A 16,111-nucleotide genomic window follows, 5' to 3' on the forward strand; every position below is an offset into this window, starting at 1 on the left:
ACGCGATATCCGCAAAAAACAAAGCCACGCAGGGGTTGCCTGCGAGGCCATTCGGAAAGTCTGAACAGAGTCACCTGAAACCAGATGAGGCCGCACGACTTAATTTCGTAGTATGCGGAACGCGTTTAAGACCAAGGTCTCACGGCCGATCCAACAGAGGTCGCGTATATGCCTAAGGAGTCCGCCCGCGTCAACCCCTTAAGGCACAAAAGTTATACCCCACGGCGATATTCCGCGATCAGGGCCTCAAATACAGAAAAGCCCGGTCGAACCAAAGGCCAGACCGGGCGTTTTACATATATTTACGACCGTCTAAAGATCCGCTGCATCGTTCGCCGCGGCCGCCGTCACAGCCCGGTTTACAGGAGACTGGCGCAAGCGGTCGAAACCACGCCGCATCAAAGCCTGAAAAGCATGGCGGCGCCCCTTGGGGCAGGTTTCGCAGGCGCGAATCACCCGCAGGCGACGACGCAGGGATAAACGCAGGCCCTTGAGGCGCGGCGACAGGTTTTCCATCATATCCCCGACGGCACTCAATATATGAGGGCGCGCCGTCACGACGCCTTCAAGGCAGGTCTGTGCCGGTGAGGTCATGGTGTGCTTATAGCTTTCACCACCCGCGCCGAAATCGACGCGCGTTACGCCCATGGCTGCACCGTGCTCCATAATCTTGAGCGCCAGAATAATTCCAGGGCTGTAACGGTGGTAGGCTTCGGCATAGGCCGGGAACCAGAAATGGATGTAGTCCCCACGCATCAGACAAATTTCGGCGGCGACCAGATGATTGCCTTCGCGCAACACACCAACGCGCAGACCGAAGCCCTCATCCTGACGATGCGCCAGCTGACTGAGGAGCTTCAGCGTCCAGCCGCAGCCGAAGACGTCGTGCATGCCGGAGCGCGCATATTGTTCACGCTTCTGGTCGATAACCCATTGCAGCAGGTCCGGCGTCACACGTTCGAACGAAAACTGAAAACCGCCGAAATCGCGCTCGGCATTGCGCCCGCAACGCCCGAGGTTTTTGTAAAACTTGTGATGTAACGCCTTCTGACGGGCGAAATAGGCGTCGTATCCCTCGGACAGATCAGCTATCTGACTCACGACGCTAAGGGTCCGCGCCCGCGGGGCCATACCCCCTACCCACCCCTGGAATTCCAGCCGGTCGGCTTTCAGGGTTTTCAATAACAGGGAGTAGTCTACCTCCAGCCCCGCCTCGCCGATAATGCCGTGATAGTCTGTCAGCGGTGCCCCCAGGGGCTGAAGCGTGCGTCCGCGCATCTGATAAGGGAGGAAGCCGGCGACTTCGCCCGTTTCATCGCGCAGGCGCGCCACATAGGCGTCTGGGACGCTCTGACCGATATCCATAACGTAGCGTACGTCGAAGTAAGGGCCGATCATGTCCGGACGGCGCGCGGTGAAGCTCTCCCACGCGGCAATATCGTCGCCGGTCAGGCCGTCAGGCGCGACCACCTCGATCGATTTCAATCTGGACATTCGGTTAACCCCATCTCGGCTTCGTACATGTCTGTATCAGGACGAGGTTTAAATGCGCCTAACAGTCAGGGTTAACGATCCGCAACCCTTTGCCGTGAGCGGTAATGTCACACACGATACACGCGTTGCGACGGCGCAAACCACATCGATTCCTGAGGCGTTGAATCGCCTATTATCCATGGCTGTATGTGTGTTAGAGCGAAGTATGAACACGGACCTGGAACGCCAAAAGATCGAAGTGGTTTTACGCGCGGAGGGCATCGACCCCGGGCAGCCGGGCTTCTATGCTCACCCGGCATTCGTCGCCCGGTGCGCGACCGACCCGGCCTTTATCGAACTCTACGCCCGCTGGGTCGATCTGCGTCCGGTCGAGGCCGGTTACGAGGCCCGGGTGCGCGATGTCGTGCCGCGCCTGTGCGACATCATCCTCTCCACGCTTAAGGCCGACGGTTGGGAAGGCGCCTGTGTCGAAGCCGCGTCGATGATGATCCGTATGCTGGAACGGCTAGGCATATGGAGCTACGGCATATTGGGTTCGACCACGTTCATCGTCGAACCCGAAGGCATCTGGTGCGGGTTTTACCGTCACGATTTTCAGGACTTCCCGATGGCCGTTCTGGGGCATGCCTGGCTGGTCGTCCCGCCCCTGCGCCTGATCGATCCAACCGTTTCGCAGCAGTGCTGGGGGGATGACCCTATCCGCAATTATCTGCCGAAATTCATCGCGACCGACGGGGTAACGGATGTCACTCCGGATGTCAGCGATGTGATCAGCCGCCGGATGCGCGACTATTTCGCTTCGATGGACGACTACTGGGACGACAATCTGCATCTGCGCCTGCAGCCGAATCTGCCGGTCTTTGCCGAGCACTTTCCCGCCGTCCAGTACCAGCGCGAGCATCTGATCACGCGGTACGTGCCGATCAATATTCATTTACCCGATGCGCCGCTCGAAGCGCTGAACAGCGATGGTCATATGGGCCGTCCGGCGATCGATATTTGGCGCGATCTGGTCGCTCCGGCCTTTGGCGTAGAACCGTAGAGGCCTTACCTCTTCCGACGCAAACAGCAAAAAAGCCCGCTGAGGTTTCTCAGCGGGCTTTCATTTGGTCTGTGACAGTCATGGGGTGTGGGGTCGAGACCCCACGACCTTTTGACGTCGCTTATTAGGCGAGGATCTTGGCAACGACGCCGGCGCCGACGGTACGGCCGCCTTCACGGATAGCGAAGCGCAGCTTCTCTTCCATGGCGATCGGCGTGATCAGCTCGACGTCCAGCTCGGCGTTGTCGCCCGGCATGATCATCTCGACGCCTTCCTTCAGCTTCACGATACCCGTCACGTCGGTCGTGCGGAAGTAGAACTGCGGACGGTAGTTGGTGAAGAACGGCGTGTGACGACCGCCTTCTTCCTTCGTCAGGATGTAGGCTTCGGCGATGAACTTGGTGTGCGGGGTGATCGAACCCGGCTTGCACAGAACCTGACCGCGCTCGACGTCTTCGCGCTTGGTGCCGCGCAGCAGAACGCCGACGTTGTCGCCAGCTTCACCCTGATCGAGCAGCTTGCGGAACATTTCGACGCCCGTGCAGGTCGTCTTCTGAACCGGACGGATGCCGACGATTTCGACTTCTTCACCGACCTTAACGATACCGCGCTCGACGCGGCCGGTCACAACCGTACCACGGCCCGAGATCGAGAACACGTCTTCAACCGGCATCAGGAACGGCTGGTCGATCGGACGCGCCGGCTGCGGGATGTACTCGTCAACCGTCTTCATCAGTTCCAGAACGCGCTGTTCGCCGATTTCCGGGTTCACGCCGTCGGTCGCGGCCTTGGCCGAGCCCTTGGTGATGGGGATATCGTCGCCCGGGAACTGGTACGACGACAGAAGTTCACGAACTTCCATTTCGACGAGTTCCAGCAGTTCTTCGTCGTCGACCAGGTCGACCTTGTTCATGAACACGACCAGGGCCGGCACGCCGACCTGACGGGCCAGCAGGATGTGCTCGCGCGTTTGCGGCATCGGGCCGTCAGCGGCCGAAACGACCAGGATCGCGCCGTCCATCTGAGCCGCGCCGGTGATCATGTTCTTCACGTAGTCGGCGTGACCCGGGCAGTCGACGTGCGCATAGTGACGGTTTTCCGTCTCATATTCCACGTGCGCCGTGTTGATCGTGATGCCGCGGGCCTTTTCTTCCGGCGCCGCGTCGATGTCTTCGTACTTCTTCGCCGTCGCGCCGCCCGACTTCGCCAGCGTCATCGTGATCGCCGCCGTCAGGGTCGTCTTGCCGTGGTCAACGTGACCAATCGTGCCGATGTTGCAGTGCGGCTTGCTGCGGTTGAATTTTTCCTTGGCCATTTTTCAATTCCGCGTATGCGGACCTTCATTTGCGTAGGGTTGATTACGTAAGGAGCGGCCCGTAGCACAGTCCGCGCTACGGGCCAATAGTTTTTAGGCGTACTTCTTGATCACTTCGTCGGCGACGTGCTGCGGCACGGGCTCGTAGTGATCGTAGACCATCGAGAACTGCGCACGGCCTTGCGACATACCGCGCAGGGTATTCACGTAGCCGAACATGTTCGCGAGCGGCACGAAGGCATCCACGACGATGGCGTTACCGCGCATGTCCTGGCCCTGAATCATGCCGCGACGGCCGTTCAGATCGCCGATGACCGAACCCAGATACTCTTCCGGGGTCACGACTTCGACCTTCATGATCGGCTCAAGCAGCTTCGGGCCGCCCTTTTCGCGCAGTTCCTTGAAGGCCGCGCGCGAGGCGATTTCGAAGGCGAGGACCGAGGAGTCGACGTCGTGGTACGCGCCGTCGATCAGGGTCGCCTTGAAGTCGATCAGCGGGAAACCGGCCAGCAGACCGTTTTCCTTGGCCGATTCGAGGCCCTTGGTGACGCCCGGGATGTATTCCTTGGGGACCGCGCCGCCGACGATGGCCGACTCGAACACGAAGCCCGTGCCGGGCTCGCCCGGTTCGAAAACCAGCTTGATGCGGGCGAACTGACCCGTACCACCGGTTTGCTTCTTGTGCGTGTAGTCGATTTCCGCCTTGCGGGTGATCGATTCACGATAGGCCACCTGCGGCGCGCCGATATTGGCTTCGACCTTGTAGGTCCGCTTCAGGATGTCGATCTTGATGTCGAGGTGTAGTTCGCCCATGCCCTTCAGGATCGTCTGGCCCGACTCGTGGTCGGTCGAAACGGTGAAGGACGGATCTTCGGACGCCAGCTTGGCCAGGGCGACGCCCAGCTTTTCCTGGTCGGCCTTCGACTTGGGTTCGACGGCGATTTCGATAACCGGGGCCGGGAACTCCATGCGTTCCAGGATGACCGGCGACTTCAGCGGATCGCAGAGGGTGTCACCCGTGCGGGTGTCCTTCAGGCCAGCCAGAGCGACGATGTCGCCGGCATAGGCTTCCTTGATGTCTTCGCGGTTGTTGGAGTGCATGAGCAGCATGCGGCCAACGCGCTCGCGCTTGTCGCGCGTCGAGTTGAGCAGGCCCATACCGGCTTCCATCTTGCCCGAATACAGACGGCAGAAGGTCAGCGAACCGACGAAGGGGTCGTCCATGATCTTGAACGCCAGAACCGACAGGGGCTCTTCGTCCGAAGCCTTACGGGTGACTTCTTCTTCGGTCTTGTAGTCGATGCCCTTGGTCGGCGGAATATCGACCGGCGACGGCAGGTAGTCGACGACGGCGTCGAGGAGCGTCTGCACGCCCTTGTTCTTGAACGCCGAACCGCAGAGGATCGGGTAGAAGGCGCCGGTGAGGACGGCCTTACGGATGCACTTCTTGATGGTCGCTTCGTCCGGCTCGTTGCCTTCGAGGTAAGCTTCCATGGCTTCGTCGTCGAGTTCGACGGCGTTGTCGATCAGGTACTGACGGGCTTCGTTGGCCTTGTCGACCAGGTCGGCCGGGATCGGCACGTCCTTGTACGAGGCACCCAGACCGTCGTTGTCCCAGACCACGCCGGTCATGCGGACGATGTCGACCAGACCGGTCAGGTTCGATTCCGAACCGATCGGGAACTGGATCGGCACAGCCTTGGCGCCGAGACGGTCGCGGATCGACTGAACCGACTTGTCGAAGTCGGCGCCGATCTTGTCCATCTTATTGACGTACACGATGCGCGGCACCTTGTACTTGTCGGCCTGACGCCAGACGGTTTCGGTTTGCGGCTCGACGCCGGCGTTACCGTCCAGAACCGTGACCGCGCCATCGAGCACGCGGAGCGAACGCTCCACTTCGATGGTGAAGTCCACGTGACCCGGGGTGTCGATGATGTTCAGGCGCTTGCCTTCCCAGAAGGCGGTCGTCGCGGCGGACGTGATCGTGATGCCGCGCTCCTGCTCCTGCTCCATCCAGTCCATCGTGGCGGCGCCATCGTGGACTTCGCCGATCTTGTGGCTCTTGCCGGTGTAGTAGAGGATACGTTCCGTGGTCGTGGTCTTGCCGGCGTCGATGTGCGCCATGATACCAAAGTTACGGTAGTCCTCGATTTTGTGACTGCGGGGCATGATACGGGCCTCAGACAAATAAGGATAATGGGAATGTAGTTCGCGCGGGTGCGTTATCTAACCAACGACCCGCGCGTTATAGTTCAAATATGACGGGAGCATGACACCCCCGCCAGCCGCTTACCAGCGGTAGTGAGCGAAGGCGCGGTTCGCTTCGGCCATCTTGTGGGTGTCTTCGCGCTTCTTGACCGCGGTGCCGCGGTTGTTGGAGGCGTCGAGCAGCTCACCGGCCAGCTTTTCCGTCATGGTGTTCTCACCACGCTTGCGCGCGGCGTTGACCAGCCAGCGGATCGCCAGGGCACGGCGACGGTCCGGACGGACTTCGACGGGGACCTGATAGGTCGCACCACCGACGCGGCGCGAACGCACTTCGATCGAGGGCGAAACGTTGTCGAGGGCCGCGTGGAAGGTCTCGATCGCGGTCGCGTCCTTCTTCTTGGCTTCGAGGATGTCGAAAGCACCATAGATGATGTTTTCGGCAACGGCTTTTTTGCCTTCGTACATGACGTAGTTCATGAACTTGGTGACCACTAGATCGCCGAACTTGGGATCGGGCAGAACTTCGCGCTTCTCGGCGCGGTGACGACGTGACATGTGATCGTCTCCTTACTTCGGACGCTTCGCACCGTAGTGCGAACGGCGTTGCTTACGGTTCTTCACGCCTTGCGTGTCGAGCACGCCGCGCAGGATGTGGTAACGGACGCCCGGAAGGTCCTTCACGCGGCCGCCGCGGATCAGAACCACCGAGTGTTCCTGAAGATTGTGGCCGACGCCCGGGATGTAGCACACCGATTCGATGCCCGAGGTCAGACGGACCTTGGCGACCTTACGAAGCGCCGAGTTCGGCTTCTTCGGGGTGGTGGTGTAAACGCGGGTGCAAACGCCGCGGCGCTGGGGCGAACCCTTCAGGGCCGGCACCTTGTTGCGCTTCGGCGGGGCCTTGCGCGGCTTACGGATAAGCTGGTTAATCGTGGGCATATCATGCTCTCGTATAGGGAACCTGTGCCGTTTGGCCGGAGGGTTCCGGGTTGAAATACGGCCGTTTGGCCGGTCGTGATCGAGGGCCCATATCGACAAACACAAAAGCCGCAACCTGCGCTTTGGAGGTTACGGCGGGCACACAGGCCCTGCATAATTCGGCATGGGGAACGGACTTTTGCGGGCCCGACCTCAAAAAGATTGCGCGGCTATACAGGCGCGGCCCCTGCGGGTCAAGCGGGATTCATGAAACCCGTCATATAGATGGCGGCCTTAACCCTATTGCTTGATAAAAGCGTAAAGCTTCTATGGCACATTGTCATACATGACGCCCCGCAAGGCTCCCTTATTCCGTCATCTGATGCCTATCGCCGGATGGGTGTTCATGGGCGTGTGGTTGTCAATGCTGAGCCTGTTCACATGGCTCTTTCTTCGCGATGGCGGCTTTCATCAGTTTCCGGCCGAAATCGAACTCGGCATCATGGGTCTGTTCTGGCTCTTCGGCATAGGGGGTGGGGGACAATTCTTCGACCTTCCCATTGTATGGCTGAAAATGGACGGCAACTATCTGCGCGTTCGGCGACAGTGGCTGCTGACAGCGAAAACAACGATGATCCCGCTAGACGCCGTGCCTTCACCCATCCTGCGCGAAAGCCGCGACGAGAGTGAGCCGTATTTTCATTGTGTGCTGACCCTGTCCGAAGGCGATTCAGTCGTCTTCAGTGAGCACCGCGACCGTCAGGATGCCGAAAACGCCCTCGCCCATTTTCGCGATGCCGTCTCACAAGGGCAAGTATAAGAAAAGGCGTGGGGTCATGGACCCCACACCTCTTAACTGGTAGATAAACGGTTCAGCCCGCTCCAAGTTACGGGTGCAGGGTCCGTGACGCTGCTATTGCGCTGGCTCTACCGGAAGATAGACCTCCGAACCCAGCGCCTTGAACTTCTTCGACATCTCGCTCATGCCGGAGCTTTGTTCAACAACGGCGGCCTCAAGGTCGGCCTTCTCGTTATCCGTCATGTTTGCCGCGTAATCGCGAACCTCCTGGGTGATCTTCATCGAGCAGAACTTCGGGCCGCACATCGAGCAGAAGTGCGCCGTCTTGTGCGCTTCCTTCGGTAGGGTCTCGTCGTGGAAGGCCCGCGCCGTGTCCGGGTCGAGGCCGAGATTGAACTGATCCTCCCAACGGAAGTCGAACCGCGCCCGGCTGAGGGCGTCGTCCCAGGCGCGCGCCGCCGGGTGCCCCTTGGCGAGGTCGGCGGCGTGGGCGGCGATCTTGTAGGTGATCACCCCCGTCTTGACGTCGTTGCGATCCGGCAGCCCTAGATGTTCCTTCGGAGTCACATAGCAGAGCATGGCCGTGCCGAACCAGCCGATCATCGCCGCACCGATGCCCGACGTGATGTGGTCGTAGCCCGGCGCGATGTCGGTCGTCAGTGGGCCCAAGGTATAGAAGGGCGCTTCGCCGCATGTGGCGAGTTGCTTGTCCATATTGGCCTTGATCTTGTGCATCGGCACGTGGCCAGGGCCTTCGATCATCACCTGACAGCCTTTTTTCCACGCGATCTGGGTCAACTCACCCAGCGTCTCCAGCTCGGCGAACTGCGCGCGATCGTTGGCATCGGCGATCGAGCCCGGACGCAGACCGTCCCCCAACGAGAACGTGACATCATATTCGCGCATGATGTCGCAGATTTCCTCGAAATGCGTATAGAGGAAGTTCTCCTTATGGTGCGCCAGACACCACTTGGCCATGATCGAGCCACCGCGCGACACGATGCCGGTGACGCGGTTGGCGGTCAGGTGGACATAGGCCAGACGCACCCCGGCATGGATGGTGAAATAGTCGACGCCCTGTTGGGCCTGTTCGATCAGTGTGTCCCGGTAGACTTCCCAGGTCAGGTCTTCGGCAACGCCGTTGACCTTTTCCAGCGCCTGATAAATCGGCACCGTGCCGATGGGGTTCGGCGAATTGCGCAGAATCCATTCACGGATATTGTGGATGTTGCGGCCCGTCGACAGGTCCATGACGTTGTCGGCACCCCAGCGGATCGCCCACACCATCTTGTCAACCTCCTCTTCCATCGACGAGGTGACGGCGGAATTGCCGATATTGGCGTTGATCTTCACAAGGAAGTTGCGGCCGATGATCATCGGCTCGACTTCGGCGTGGTTGATATTGGCCGGGATAACCGCACGGCCACGGGCTACTTCGTCGCGGACGAATTCCGGAGTGATGAAGTCAGGGATAGACGCCCCGAAATCTTCGCCGTCGCGGATCACTTCGGCGTCGGCCTTGCGGCGGATATTTTCGCGGATGGCGATATATTCCATCTCGGCCGTGACGATCCCGGCGCGCGCATATTCGAGCTGGGTGACCATCTTGCCCGGCTTGCCACGCATGACCTTGGGCAGGTTCGGGAACTCCGGCGCCAGACGATCGGCGGAAACATTGCCGTTATCCTCAGGCTTCACGGCGCGGCCTTCGATGAATTCGACGTCGCCGCGATCGAGCACCAGCTGTTCGCGCACGCGCGGCAGGCCCTTGTCGATCTCAGGCACAAAACCGGCTTCGGTATAGGGACCGGTCGAGTCGTAGAGGCTGACCGGCGGCTCATTGGCCTCTTTTTGCAGCGCCACTTCGCGGAACGGTACGCGGATGTCGGGGAACAGGACGCCCGGCTCATAGACCTTGGTCGAACCGGGGAACGGAGACGCTTCAACCTTGATCGGCTTCAGCTCTTTAATAGGCTTGTTCATTGTGTAATCCCTTTAAAACAAAGGGATCATGCGCGTCAGGTGCTATGGTCCACGGGCGGGTTGCTGAAAACGCGGCTGCCCGAGGCTGTACTCACTCCCTTCGCCGGCATGACCCGGATCAGGTTCGGCGGGTTTACGGAAGCTTGTCCGATTCTCAGCCCGCTTTGACGCGCGGACACCCCGGTGAACGAAGCGCTGAATTTAAAGGAAGGGCGACCGGGGGGCAAGGGGAATGTCACACGTCTATCTCGCAGCGACTCTCTTTACGTCTTCGTAAACTTCCGGGCGCAGACTTATCCACAGAAGGGTCGTTCAGAGCCCGGAGGAAATCGCATGACCGGACACGAACCCTTACGCACCGTGTCGGAGCAGGAACTGCATATGAAGGTTGGTGCCTATGATGAACTGCGCCACCCACACGGCTATATCTACCCGAAAGAGCGCCACCATTGGTACTGGTTCGCCGGGATCGGGGCGTCCATCGCGCTGACAGGGGCCATCTTCTGGGGTTATGCGCTCTATGAACGCGGTGCGACCCCGGTTTGTGCCTCAAGCCTTGTCGATCGTTCCGTATCTCCCAATGGCGGTCTGGTGGCCGAAATCCGGCAAGTGTCTTGTCTCGGCGGCGCACCGGACTTGCGCGTCGTGGTGCATGAGGTCGATGACACCGCCGATATCCCGGCCATTTCAGCCTTTGAGGCCGGGACCGAGGTGCGTCTGCGCTGGCTGAGCGACGACGAACTGGCCATGGCCAAGCAAGGCGGGCGGGTGTGGTTCTTCAAGACCCACTGGAAGGCGGTGCGGGTGCATCTGGCGGGATAGCCTCGGAAACGATTGCGCTGCGGAGGATCAGCACCCTGTCCGATTTTTAACGAAAAGCCGCTTCCCTTTGCCGCCAGTCGCGTTAAACCTGTGCCGATATAACGCAGGAGCCTCCCATGTTCGGCAATTCATCCGTCCCCACCACCCACCACGGTCGTCAGGCTGGTGTCGCCGACGACATCGACTTCGATATCAAAGGGCAGGAACTGCAATTCGTCGAGATCGAACTCGATCCGGGCGAAAGCGCCATCGCCGAAGCCGGGGCTATGGTGTGGAAAGACGCCTCGGTCGGCATGACCACCGTCTTCGGCGACGGATCAGGTCAGCAAAAAGGCTTCATGGGCGCGCTGCTCGGCGCGGGCAAGCGTCTGGTCACCGGCGAGAGCCTGTTCACAACCGTCTTCACCCATAATGGCCACGGCAAGGCGCGTGTTGCCTTTGGCGCGCCGGTGCCGGGGGCCATCGTGCCGCTCAAGCTGTCGGACGTCGGCGGTCGTCTGATCTGTCAAAAGGACTCGTTTCTCGCCGCTGCCAAGGGCGTGTCGCTCGGCATCGCGTTTCAGAAGCGCGTCATGACCGGCCTGTTCGGCGGTGAAGGCTTCATCATGCAGAAGCTCGAAGGCGACGGCTGGGTCTTCGTGCAGTTCGGCGGCATGGTCATCGAGCGCGAACTGAAAGCCGGTGAGCAATTGCATGTCGATACGGGCTGCGTCGCGGCCTTTACGGATACGGTCGATTTCGACCTCGTACAGGCGGGCGGCGTCAAGTCGATGCTGTTCGGCGGCGAAGGCGTCTTCTTTGCGCAACTGACCGGGCCGGGCAAGGTGTGGATTCAGTCCCTGCCCTTCTCGCGTCTGGCCGGGCGCATCGTCGCGACGGCGGGCGGCGGCGGGTCCAACCGCGGCGAAGGCTCGGTGCTGGGCGGCCTCGGCGACCTGATCGGCGGGAATAACTAAAACCAATGTCCCAACCCGACTCCTACGATCCCTTCGTTCCCGCGCCCGCTGACAAGCGTGTCCTGAGCACGCGCGATGCGTTTTCCCTGTGGTTCTCGCTCGGCATCGGCCTGCTGGTCCTGCAAGCCGGAGCCTATCTGGTGCCCGGCCTGTCCCTGCCTCAGGCGCTGCTGGCCATTGTGGTCGGCAGCGGCATAGGGGCGATCCTGCTGGCGCTGGCCGGGGTCGTCGGGGCGGATACCGGTCTGGCCACTATGGCGGGGCTTAGGCCGACACTCGGCATTCGCGGTGCTCATGTCGCGGCCGTTCTCAATATCCTGCAACTGATCGGCTGGGGCGCGTTCGAGATCATCGCCATGCGCGACGCGGCAAGCACCCTGTCGCAAAACGCCTTTGGTGCCAGCTTACCGATCCTGTGGACGCTGGTCTTCGGGGTGGCGGCCACAGCCCTGGCCATCATGGGACCGTTGAGCTTCATCCGCCGCCTGCTGCGTAAATATGGGCTGTGGATTCTGCTGGCCGGGGCCGCATGGATGACCTTTGCCCTCCTGTCCAGCGGCGACCTGAGCGCCGCCTTCGCCCAGCCCGGCGATGGCTCGCTGGCCTTTGGCGGTGCCGTCGATCTGGTTATCGCCATGCCGCTCAGCTGGTTGCCGCTAATCGCTGACTATGCGCGCTTCGGTAAATCGCCGGGTGCCATGTTCAAAGGCAGCGCCGCAGGTTACGCGCTCGCCAATATCTGGTTCTTTTCGCTGGGCGCTGCCTATGCCCTGAGCGCCGGACAAAGCGCCGACAATATGCTGTTGTCGGCTCTGGCGACCACCGGCGGTGGGCTGGCCCTGCTGTTCATCCTGATCGATGAGACCGACAATATCTTCGCCGATATCTTCTCGGCGGCAACCTCGCTGGCCAGCCTGATCAAGGCCCACATCCGCCATCTGGTGATCGGTTTCGGCGTCCTGTGCACCGGGATTGCCTTGTTCGTGCCAATGACGCAGTTCCTGACGTTTCTTTACGCCATCGGTTCGGTCTTCACGCCGCTCTACGGCGTGTTTCTGGTCGATCACTTCATTGTCCGCAAACGTCAGGTCGTGGCGTCGGAAATCCACAGCCTGAAAGGCCCCTACGCCTTCACGCTGGGCATCAGCCTGACGGCGTTTGCGGCCTGGAGCCTGGGCGTCGCCACCTACTATGCGGTACTGAACATCATGCCGTCTCTGGGCGCGACCCTGCCCGCCTTTGCGGTGTCGGCCATCAGCTACTGGGGGTTGGCACGGCTGACACGCCGGGCTTCCCGCTAAAGGGCCCCTAAAAACGCGGCCTGACACCTTTTTTATCCCCGGCGACCACCTGTGGCAGCGTCTTTTGATGGCGCTCGGCGTATTCTAAACGGGCATGAAAAAGCGAACCGAATTACACGAGGCCCGTAAAGGGTGAGTGTAAACCAGCGGCCCGGCCTGAGTTTCCCCCGGCTCAGACCGGGCCGTTCTGTCTTCAAGAAGGATCGAACCCCGCATGTCCACGCCCGTTTCCCCTGCCATCAAAGCCGACGAAACCAAGACCGACACCGCCGATGTGCGTGAACATTTCAAACGCGACAGACCCCATGAGGGCAAGCCGGGCCAGCCTTATGGCGATGAAACCGAAGCCCGAGACGAGCGCCACAAACCGCACACCGATCAAGGCAGAGGGTTGAGCAATGATCGTTACACCAAAAGCGATTCCGACCAGCCAAAGGTGAGCCGCAATACCGCGCGCTAAACAGCATTTCCGTGCGGACGACAAAAACGGTAACAATTGCAACTTGTAATTAGACGCGATCTACCCTATATGGGTGAGATCAAACGCCGATAGGCGCCCGGCAAGACCGCACCCATAAGCGGACCGGCGCCCACGGACAGCCTCTGTTCTTATCCCGTTCGATCGCCGCCTGACCTGCCGGCGTCCAAACCCATTCTGTCCCAAAAAGACGACCGCGCGGACAAACCGCCGGACAAAGGAGTAATTCCCATGGCTCATGCCTATGCCCATCCACGGCCTTCCGACCCGCGAACGCTTGCCGCCAAGGCCAGCCGTCAGGCGGAACCGAAGGCCACCATGCCCGGCTTTACGCCACGCGCCCTGCGCCGCCTCGTCGCAGCCATGATCGACTGAGACATTTCCTGTCATAAAGACAAAACTTCGAAACAGGTCGATCTGATATCCCCCCATGATCGACGACGGTTTGAAGACCAGGTGCGCCCATATAGCGCCCTGATTTGACTCTCAAACTTACAGGATTTGCAACTTTGGTCCCGGACCTGAGTTTGCTATTCTGTACCGGTTCAAAAGGGGTCTATCATGAAATCGCTCTTATCCGCCTGTTTTGCCCTTGCGCTCGCCGCTGCCGTGCCAGCTGAGGCCGCGTCTACGGCGTTGGAACAATCGCGCGCCATTTCAACCGATCTCAAGGCATCAATGAATGAGATGACCGAGGCGTCGAAGGCCGGTGACATGAAGCGCGCCTGCGCCGCGTCGCGCCGCTCGGTTGACCTGCTCGATCAGTATATCGTCAAGTTCAAGGAAATCCGCGATGCAAACAAGAGCGCTGATGCCGACAAACTGGCCGAAGCCGATCTGATGCACGCCAAGCTCTCCAATCAACACACCGAACTGAAAGGTTTGAGCGACGCGATCTGCGCCAAGGCAGGTTAGGTCGCGCGGTCATTGACGCACGGGACGGGGGCTGGCAAAATTACGCCATGCCCCGCCCCGCCTCCCCTTTGCGCCGTCTGCGCCTGCTGAAAGGCCTCAAGCAAAGCCATCTGGCCGAGCTGATGGGCGTGGCGCAGACCACCGTGTCGCGCTGGGAAAGTGGCGCACTCGATTTGCCCGAAGATCAGTGGCGCAAGGCCCAAAGCCTGCTGGCTGACTCGGCGCAGGACGCCATTCTCAAGCGACTGGTCGAGTCCTCGACCCTCAGCCTGCATCTGATCGACGACCGGACGCACGATCTGCTGGCGGTATCGGCCTCACGCGAAAACCGCTGGAACGCCAAACCGGGCGCGTTTTTGGGCAAGACCCTGATCGGATTCGCCACCCCGGAAATCCTCGCCGCCGAAGCTTCGCTGCGCGATCTCGGCTGGTACGACGACCGTGTCACGCGGCTTGAGGTCGAGACCGGGCCCAATCATAATCCGGTCGTGCCGATCATCCAAAGCCGTCTGATCTGGGAACGCGTCCGCCTGTCCGATGGTCGCGCCGCGCGATTGGTAACGACCTTATAAACACAGCTCTCTCCGTCATTTGCTTCGCAAATGCCACCTCCCCCGTACGCTGTGCTACAGGGGAGCACGCATATCTTATGCGTTGATCCGTACGGCGGGACACCCTATCGAACGCGCATGAATATTCCCGCACACTGGCGTCACATTATCCTGCTCTGGCTGATCGGCGTGCTCGCCGCCGCCGAACTCGGCAAGTTCGCGTCTCTGGCCCCGGTCATCCGAGAAGATCTCGGCTTGTCACTGGTACAGGCCGGGTGGCTGGTCTCGCTGATCGAGACCGGCGGCGCGACGCAGGGCCTGATCGCCGGGCTGCTGATCGGACGGTTGGGCAGCCGCAAGGCCCTGATCATCGGCGTCACCTTGCTGACGGTCGCGGGCATCGCCGAGGCCCTGTCGGCGTCAGTCTGGCCGTTGTTCGCCGCGCGCGTGGTCGAAAGCGCCGGTTACTTGCTGATCGTCATCGCCGCACCGTCCCTGATCACCCACGTCGCCCGGCCGCAGGATCAGGCCCACGCCCTGACCTTATGGAGCACCTTCGTCCCCGCCGGTTTCGCCATCGGTATGATCCTGAGCGGCATCGCCCTCACCTTAAGTAACTGGACCGGGGCCTTGTGGCTGTGGGCCATGGTCGCGGTCGTGGCTCTGATCGCTGCGTGGCGCTCGCCCCCGATGGAGATCAAAACCGACACCAAATTCAGCCTGCCCGTCCCGGCGGTGTGGCTCCTGTGCGGTGGATTCGGGTTCTATACGACGCTGTTCGTCGGCCTGATTGCCATGTTCCCGGCGTTTCTGATCGCGCATGGCCTGACGCCGACCTCTGCGGCAACCGTGACGGGCATAGCGTCGGCGGTAACGCTGGGTGGCGCGTGGGTTGCCGGTCAAGCCTTGCATAGCGGTGACCGCGCCCGCTGGATCGCGCTGGGGGGCGGTTTGCTGATCCCCGCCGCCCTGAGTCTGCTGATCTTCGCGGGCGGGCATCCCCTGTGGCTGTCGGTCCTGATCGTCGCCTTGAATGCCGTATCGGGGATCGCATCGAGCATCGTCTTCGCCCGACTGCCGAAGATGAGCCCGGTGTTCGATGCCGCGGCCGCCAACGGCGTCCTGACGCAGTTCGGCGCGGGCGGCTCACTGATCGGCCCGCCTCTACTGGCCTTTATTGCCGGACACTTGGGCTGGAGCGCGGTCGGGCTTGCGGTGGTCGTGGGCTCGCTTTGTGCGTTGGGCCTGATGGTGCTGGCCGAACGCATGGCAAGGCGTGCGATGAACCAAGGCTAAGGGTTGGCCACGAAAAACACGAAAAGCACA

General features: G+C 60.9%; 16 protein-coding genes and 1 riboswitch. Of the genes, 10 read left to right on the plus strand and 6 right to left on the minus strand.

The features are described from left to right. Nucleotides 1-312: 312 nt before the first annotated feature. Nucleotides 313-1,494 (minus strand): GNAT family N-acetyltransferase, encoded by a 1,182-nt coding sequence (locus tag PQU92_RS03535; RefSeq protein ID WP_272746826.1) that lies wholly within the window; start codon nt 1,492-1,494, stop codon nt 313-315. Nucleotides 1,495-1,699: 205 nt separating this feature from the next. Between PQU92_RS03535 and PQU92_RS03540 the strand changes: the two genes are divergently transcribed. After that, the gene (locus tag PQU92_RS03540; protein WP_272746827.1) at nt 1,700-2,536 is read left to right on the plus strand and encodes a hypothetical protein; all 837 of its coding nucleotides are present in this window, start codon (nt 1,700-1,702) and stop codon (nt 2,534-2,536) included. 124 nt (nt 2,537-2,660) lie between these two features. Here PQU92_RS03540 and tuf read toward each other — a convergent pair whose 3' ends face one another. The 4 genes from tuf to rpsL form a co-directional block, all read right to left on the minus strand. Further along, on the minus strand, nt 2,661-3,851 hold the full coding sequence (tuf, locus tag PQU92_RS03545; protein ID WP_272746491.1) for an elongation factor Tu: 1,191 nt from the start codon (nt 3,849-3,851) through the stop codon (nt 2,661-2,663). A gap of 93 nt (nt 3,852-3,944) precedes the next feature. Continuing rightward, a complete protein-coding gene (gene fusA / locus PQU92_RS03550; protein ID WP_272746828.1) occupies nt 3,945-6,023 on the minus strand; it encodes an elongation factor G in 2,079 nt (692 codons plus the stop codon). 120 nt (nt 6,024-6,143) lie between these two features. Then, nucleotides 6,144-6,617 carry a 30S ribosomal protein S7 gene (gene rpsG, locus PQU92_RS03555; protein ID WP_272746829.1) on the minus strand — a complete coding sequence of 158 codons (474 nt, stop codon included), beginning with the start codon at nt 6,615-6,617 and terminating at the stop codon, nt 6,144-6,146. Between the two features lie 12 nt (nt 6,618-6,629). Then, a complete protein-coding gene (gene rpsL, locus PQU92_RS03560) occupies nt 6,630-7,001 on the minus strand; it encodes a 30S ribosomal protein S12 (protein ID WP_023462129.1) in 372 nt (123 codons plus the stop codon). A 325-nt stretch (nt 7,002-7,326) separates the two neighbouring features. Between rpsL and PQU92_RS03565 the strand changes: the two genes are divergently transcribed. Continuing rightward, the gene (locus PQU92_RS03565) at nt 7,327-7,800 is read left to right on the plus strand and encodes a hypothetical protein (protein ID WP_272746830.1); all 474 of its coding nucleotides are present in this window, start codon (nt 7,327-7,329) and stop codon (nt 7,798-7,800) included. Nucleotides 7,801-7,893: 93 nt separating this feature from the next. On the opposite strand, the gene thiC is transcribed toward PQU92_RS03565, so the two are convergent. After that, nucleotides 7,894-9,762, minus strand: coding sequence for a phosphomethylpyrimidine synthase ThiC (thiC, locus tag PQU92_RS03570; RefSeq protein WP_272746831.1), 1,869 nt, complete (start codon nt 9,760-9,762; stop codon nt 7,894-7,896). A gap of 78 nt (nt 9,763-9,840) precedes the next feature. Next, nucleotides 9,841-9,955, minus strand: a riboswitch (TPP riboswitch). A gap of 140 nt (nt 9,956-10,095) precedes the next feature. Here thiC and PQU92_RS03575 point away from each other — a divergent pair. The 8 genes from PQU92_RS03575 (at nt 10,096) to PQU92_RS03610 (ending at nt 16,081) form a co-directional block, all read left to right on the plus strand. Continuing rightward, nucleotides 10,096-10,584 carry a hypothetical protein gene (locus tag PQU92_RS03575; protein WP_272746832.1) on the plus strand — a complete coding sequence of 163 codons (489 nt, stop codon included), beginning with the start codon at nt 10,096-10,098 and terminating at the stop codon, nt 10,582-10,584. A 116-nt stretch (nt 10,585-10,700) separates the two neighbouring features. After that, the gene (locus tag PQU92_RS03580) at nt 10,701-11,540 is read left to right on the plus strand and encodes a TIGR00266 family protein (protein WP_272746833.1); all 840 of its coding nucleotides are present in this window, start codon (nt 10,701-10,703) and stop codon (nt 11,538-11,540) included. A 5-nt stretch (nt 11,541-11,545) separates the two neighbouring features. Continuing rightward, nucleotides 11,546-12,841: a putative hydroxymethylpyrimidine transporter CytX gene (gene cytX, locus PQU92_RS03585; RefSeq protein ID WP_272746834.1), complete on the plus strand. Its 1,296-nt coding sequence runs from the start codon at nt 11,546-11,548 to the stop codon at nt 12,839-12,841. A gap of 214 nt (nt 12,842-13,055) precedes the next feature. Beyond that, nucleotides 13,056-13,301, plus strand: a complete 246-nt coding sequence (locus tag PQU92_RS03590; RefSeq protein WP_272746835.1) for a hypothetical protein — start codon at nt 13,056-13,058, stop codon at nt 13,299-13,301. 249 nt (nt 13,302-13,550) lie between these two features. Next, nucleotides 13,551-13,694: a hypothetical protein gene (locus PQU92_RS03595; protein WP_272746836.1), complete on the plus strand. Its 144-nt coding sequence runs from the start codon at nt 13,551-13,553 to the stop codon at nt 13,692-13,694. Nucleotides 13,695-13,880: 186 nt separating this feature from the next. Beyond that, a complete protein-coding gene (locus tag PQU92_RS03600) occupies nt 13,881-14,234 on the plus strand; it encodes a hypothetical protein (RefSeq protein WP_272746837.1) in 354 nt (117 codons plus the stop codon). Nucleotides 14,235-14,281: 47 nt separating this feature from the next. Continuing rightward, the gene (locus PQU92_RS03605) at nt 14,282-14,806 is read left to right on the plus strand and encodes a helix-turn-helix domain-containing protein (protein ID WP_272746838.1); all 525 of its coding nucleotides are present in this window, start codon (nt 14,282-14,284) and stop codon (nt 14,804-14,806) included. Between the two features lie 117 nt (nt 14,807-14,923). Further along, entirely contained in the window at nt 14,924-16,081 is a 1,158-nt protein-coding gene (locus PQU92_RS03610) for an MFS transporter (RefSeq protein WP_272746839.1), read from the plus strand. Nucleotides 16,082-16,111 lie beyond the last annotated feature (30 nt).

It is taken from the genome of Asticcacaulis aquaticus, assembly GCF_028550415.1.
Taxonomy (GTDB): Bacteria; Pseudomonadota; Alphaproteobacteria; order Caulobacterales; family Caulobacteraceae; genus Asticcacaulis; species Asticcacaulis aquaticus.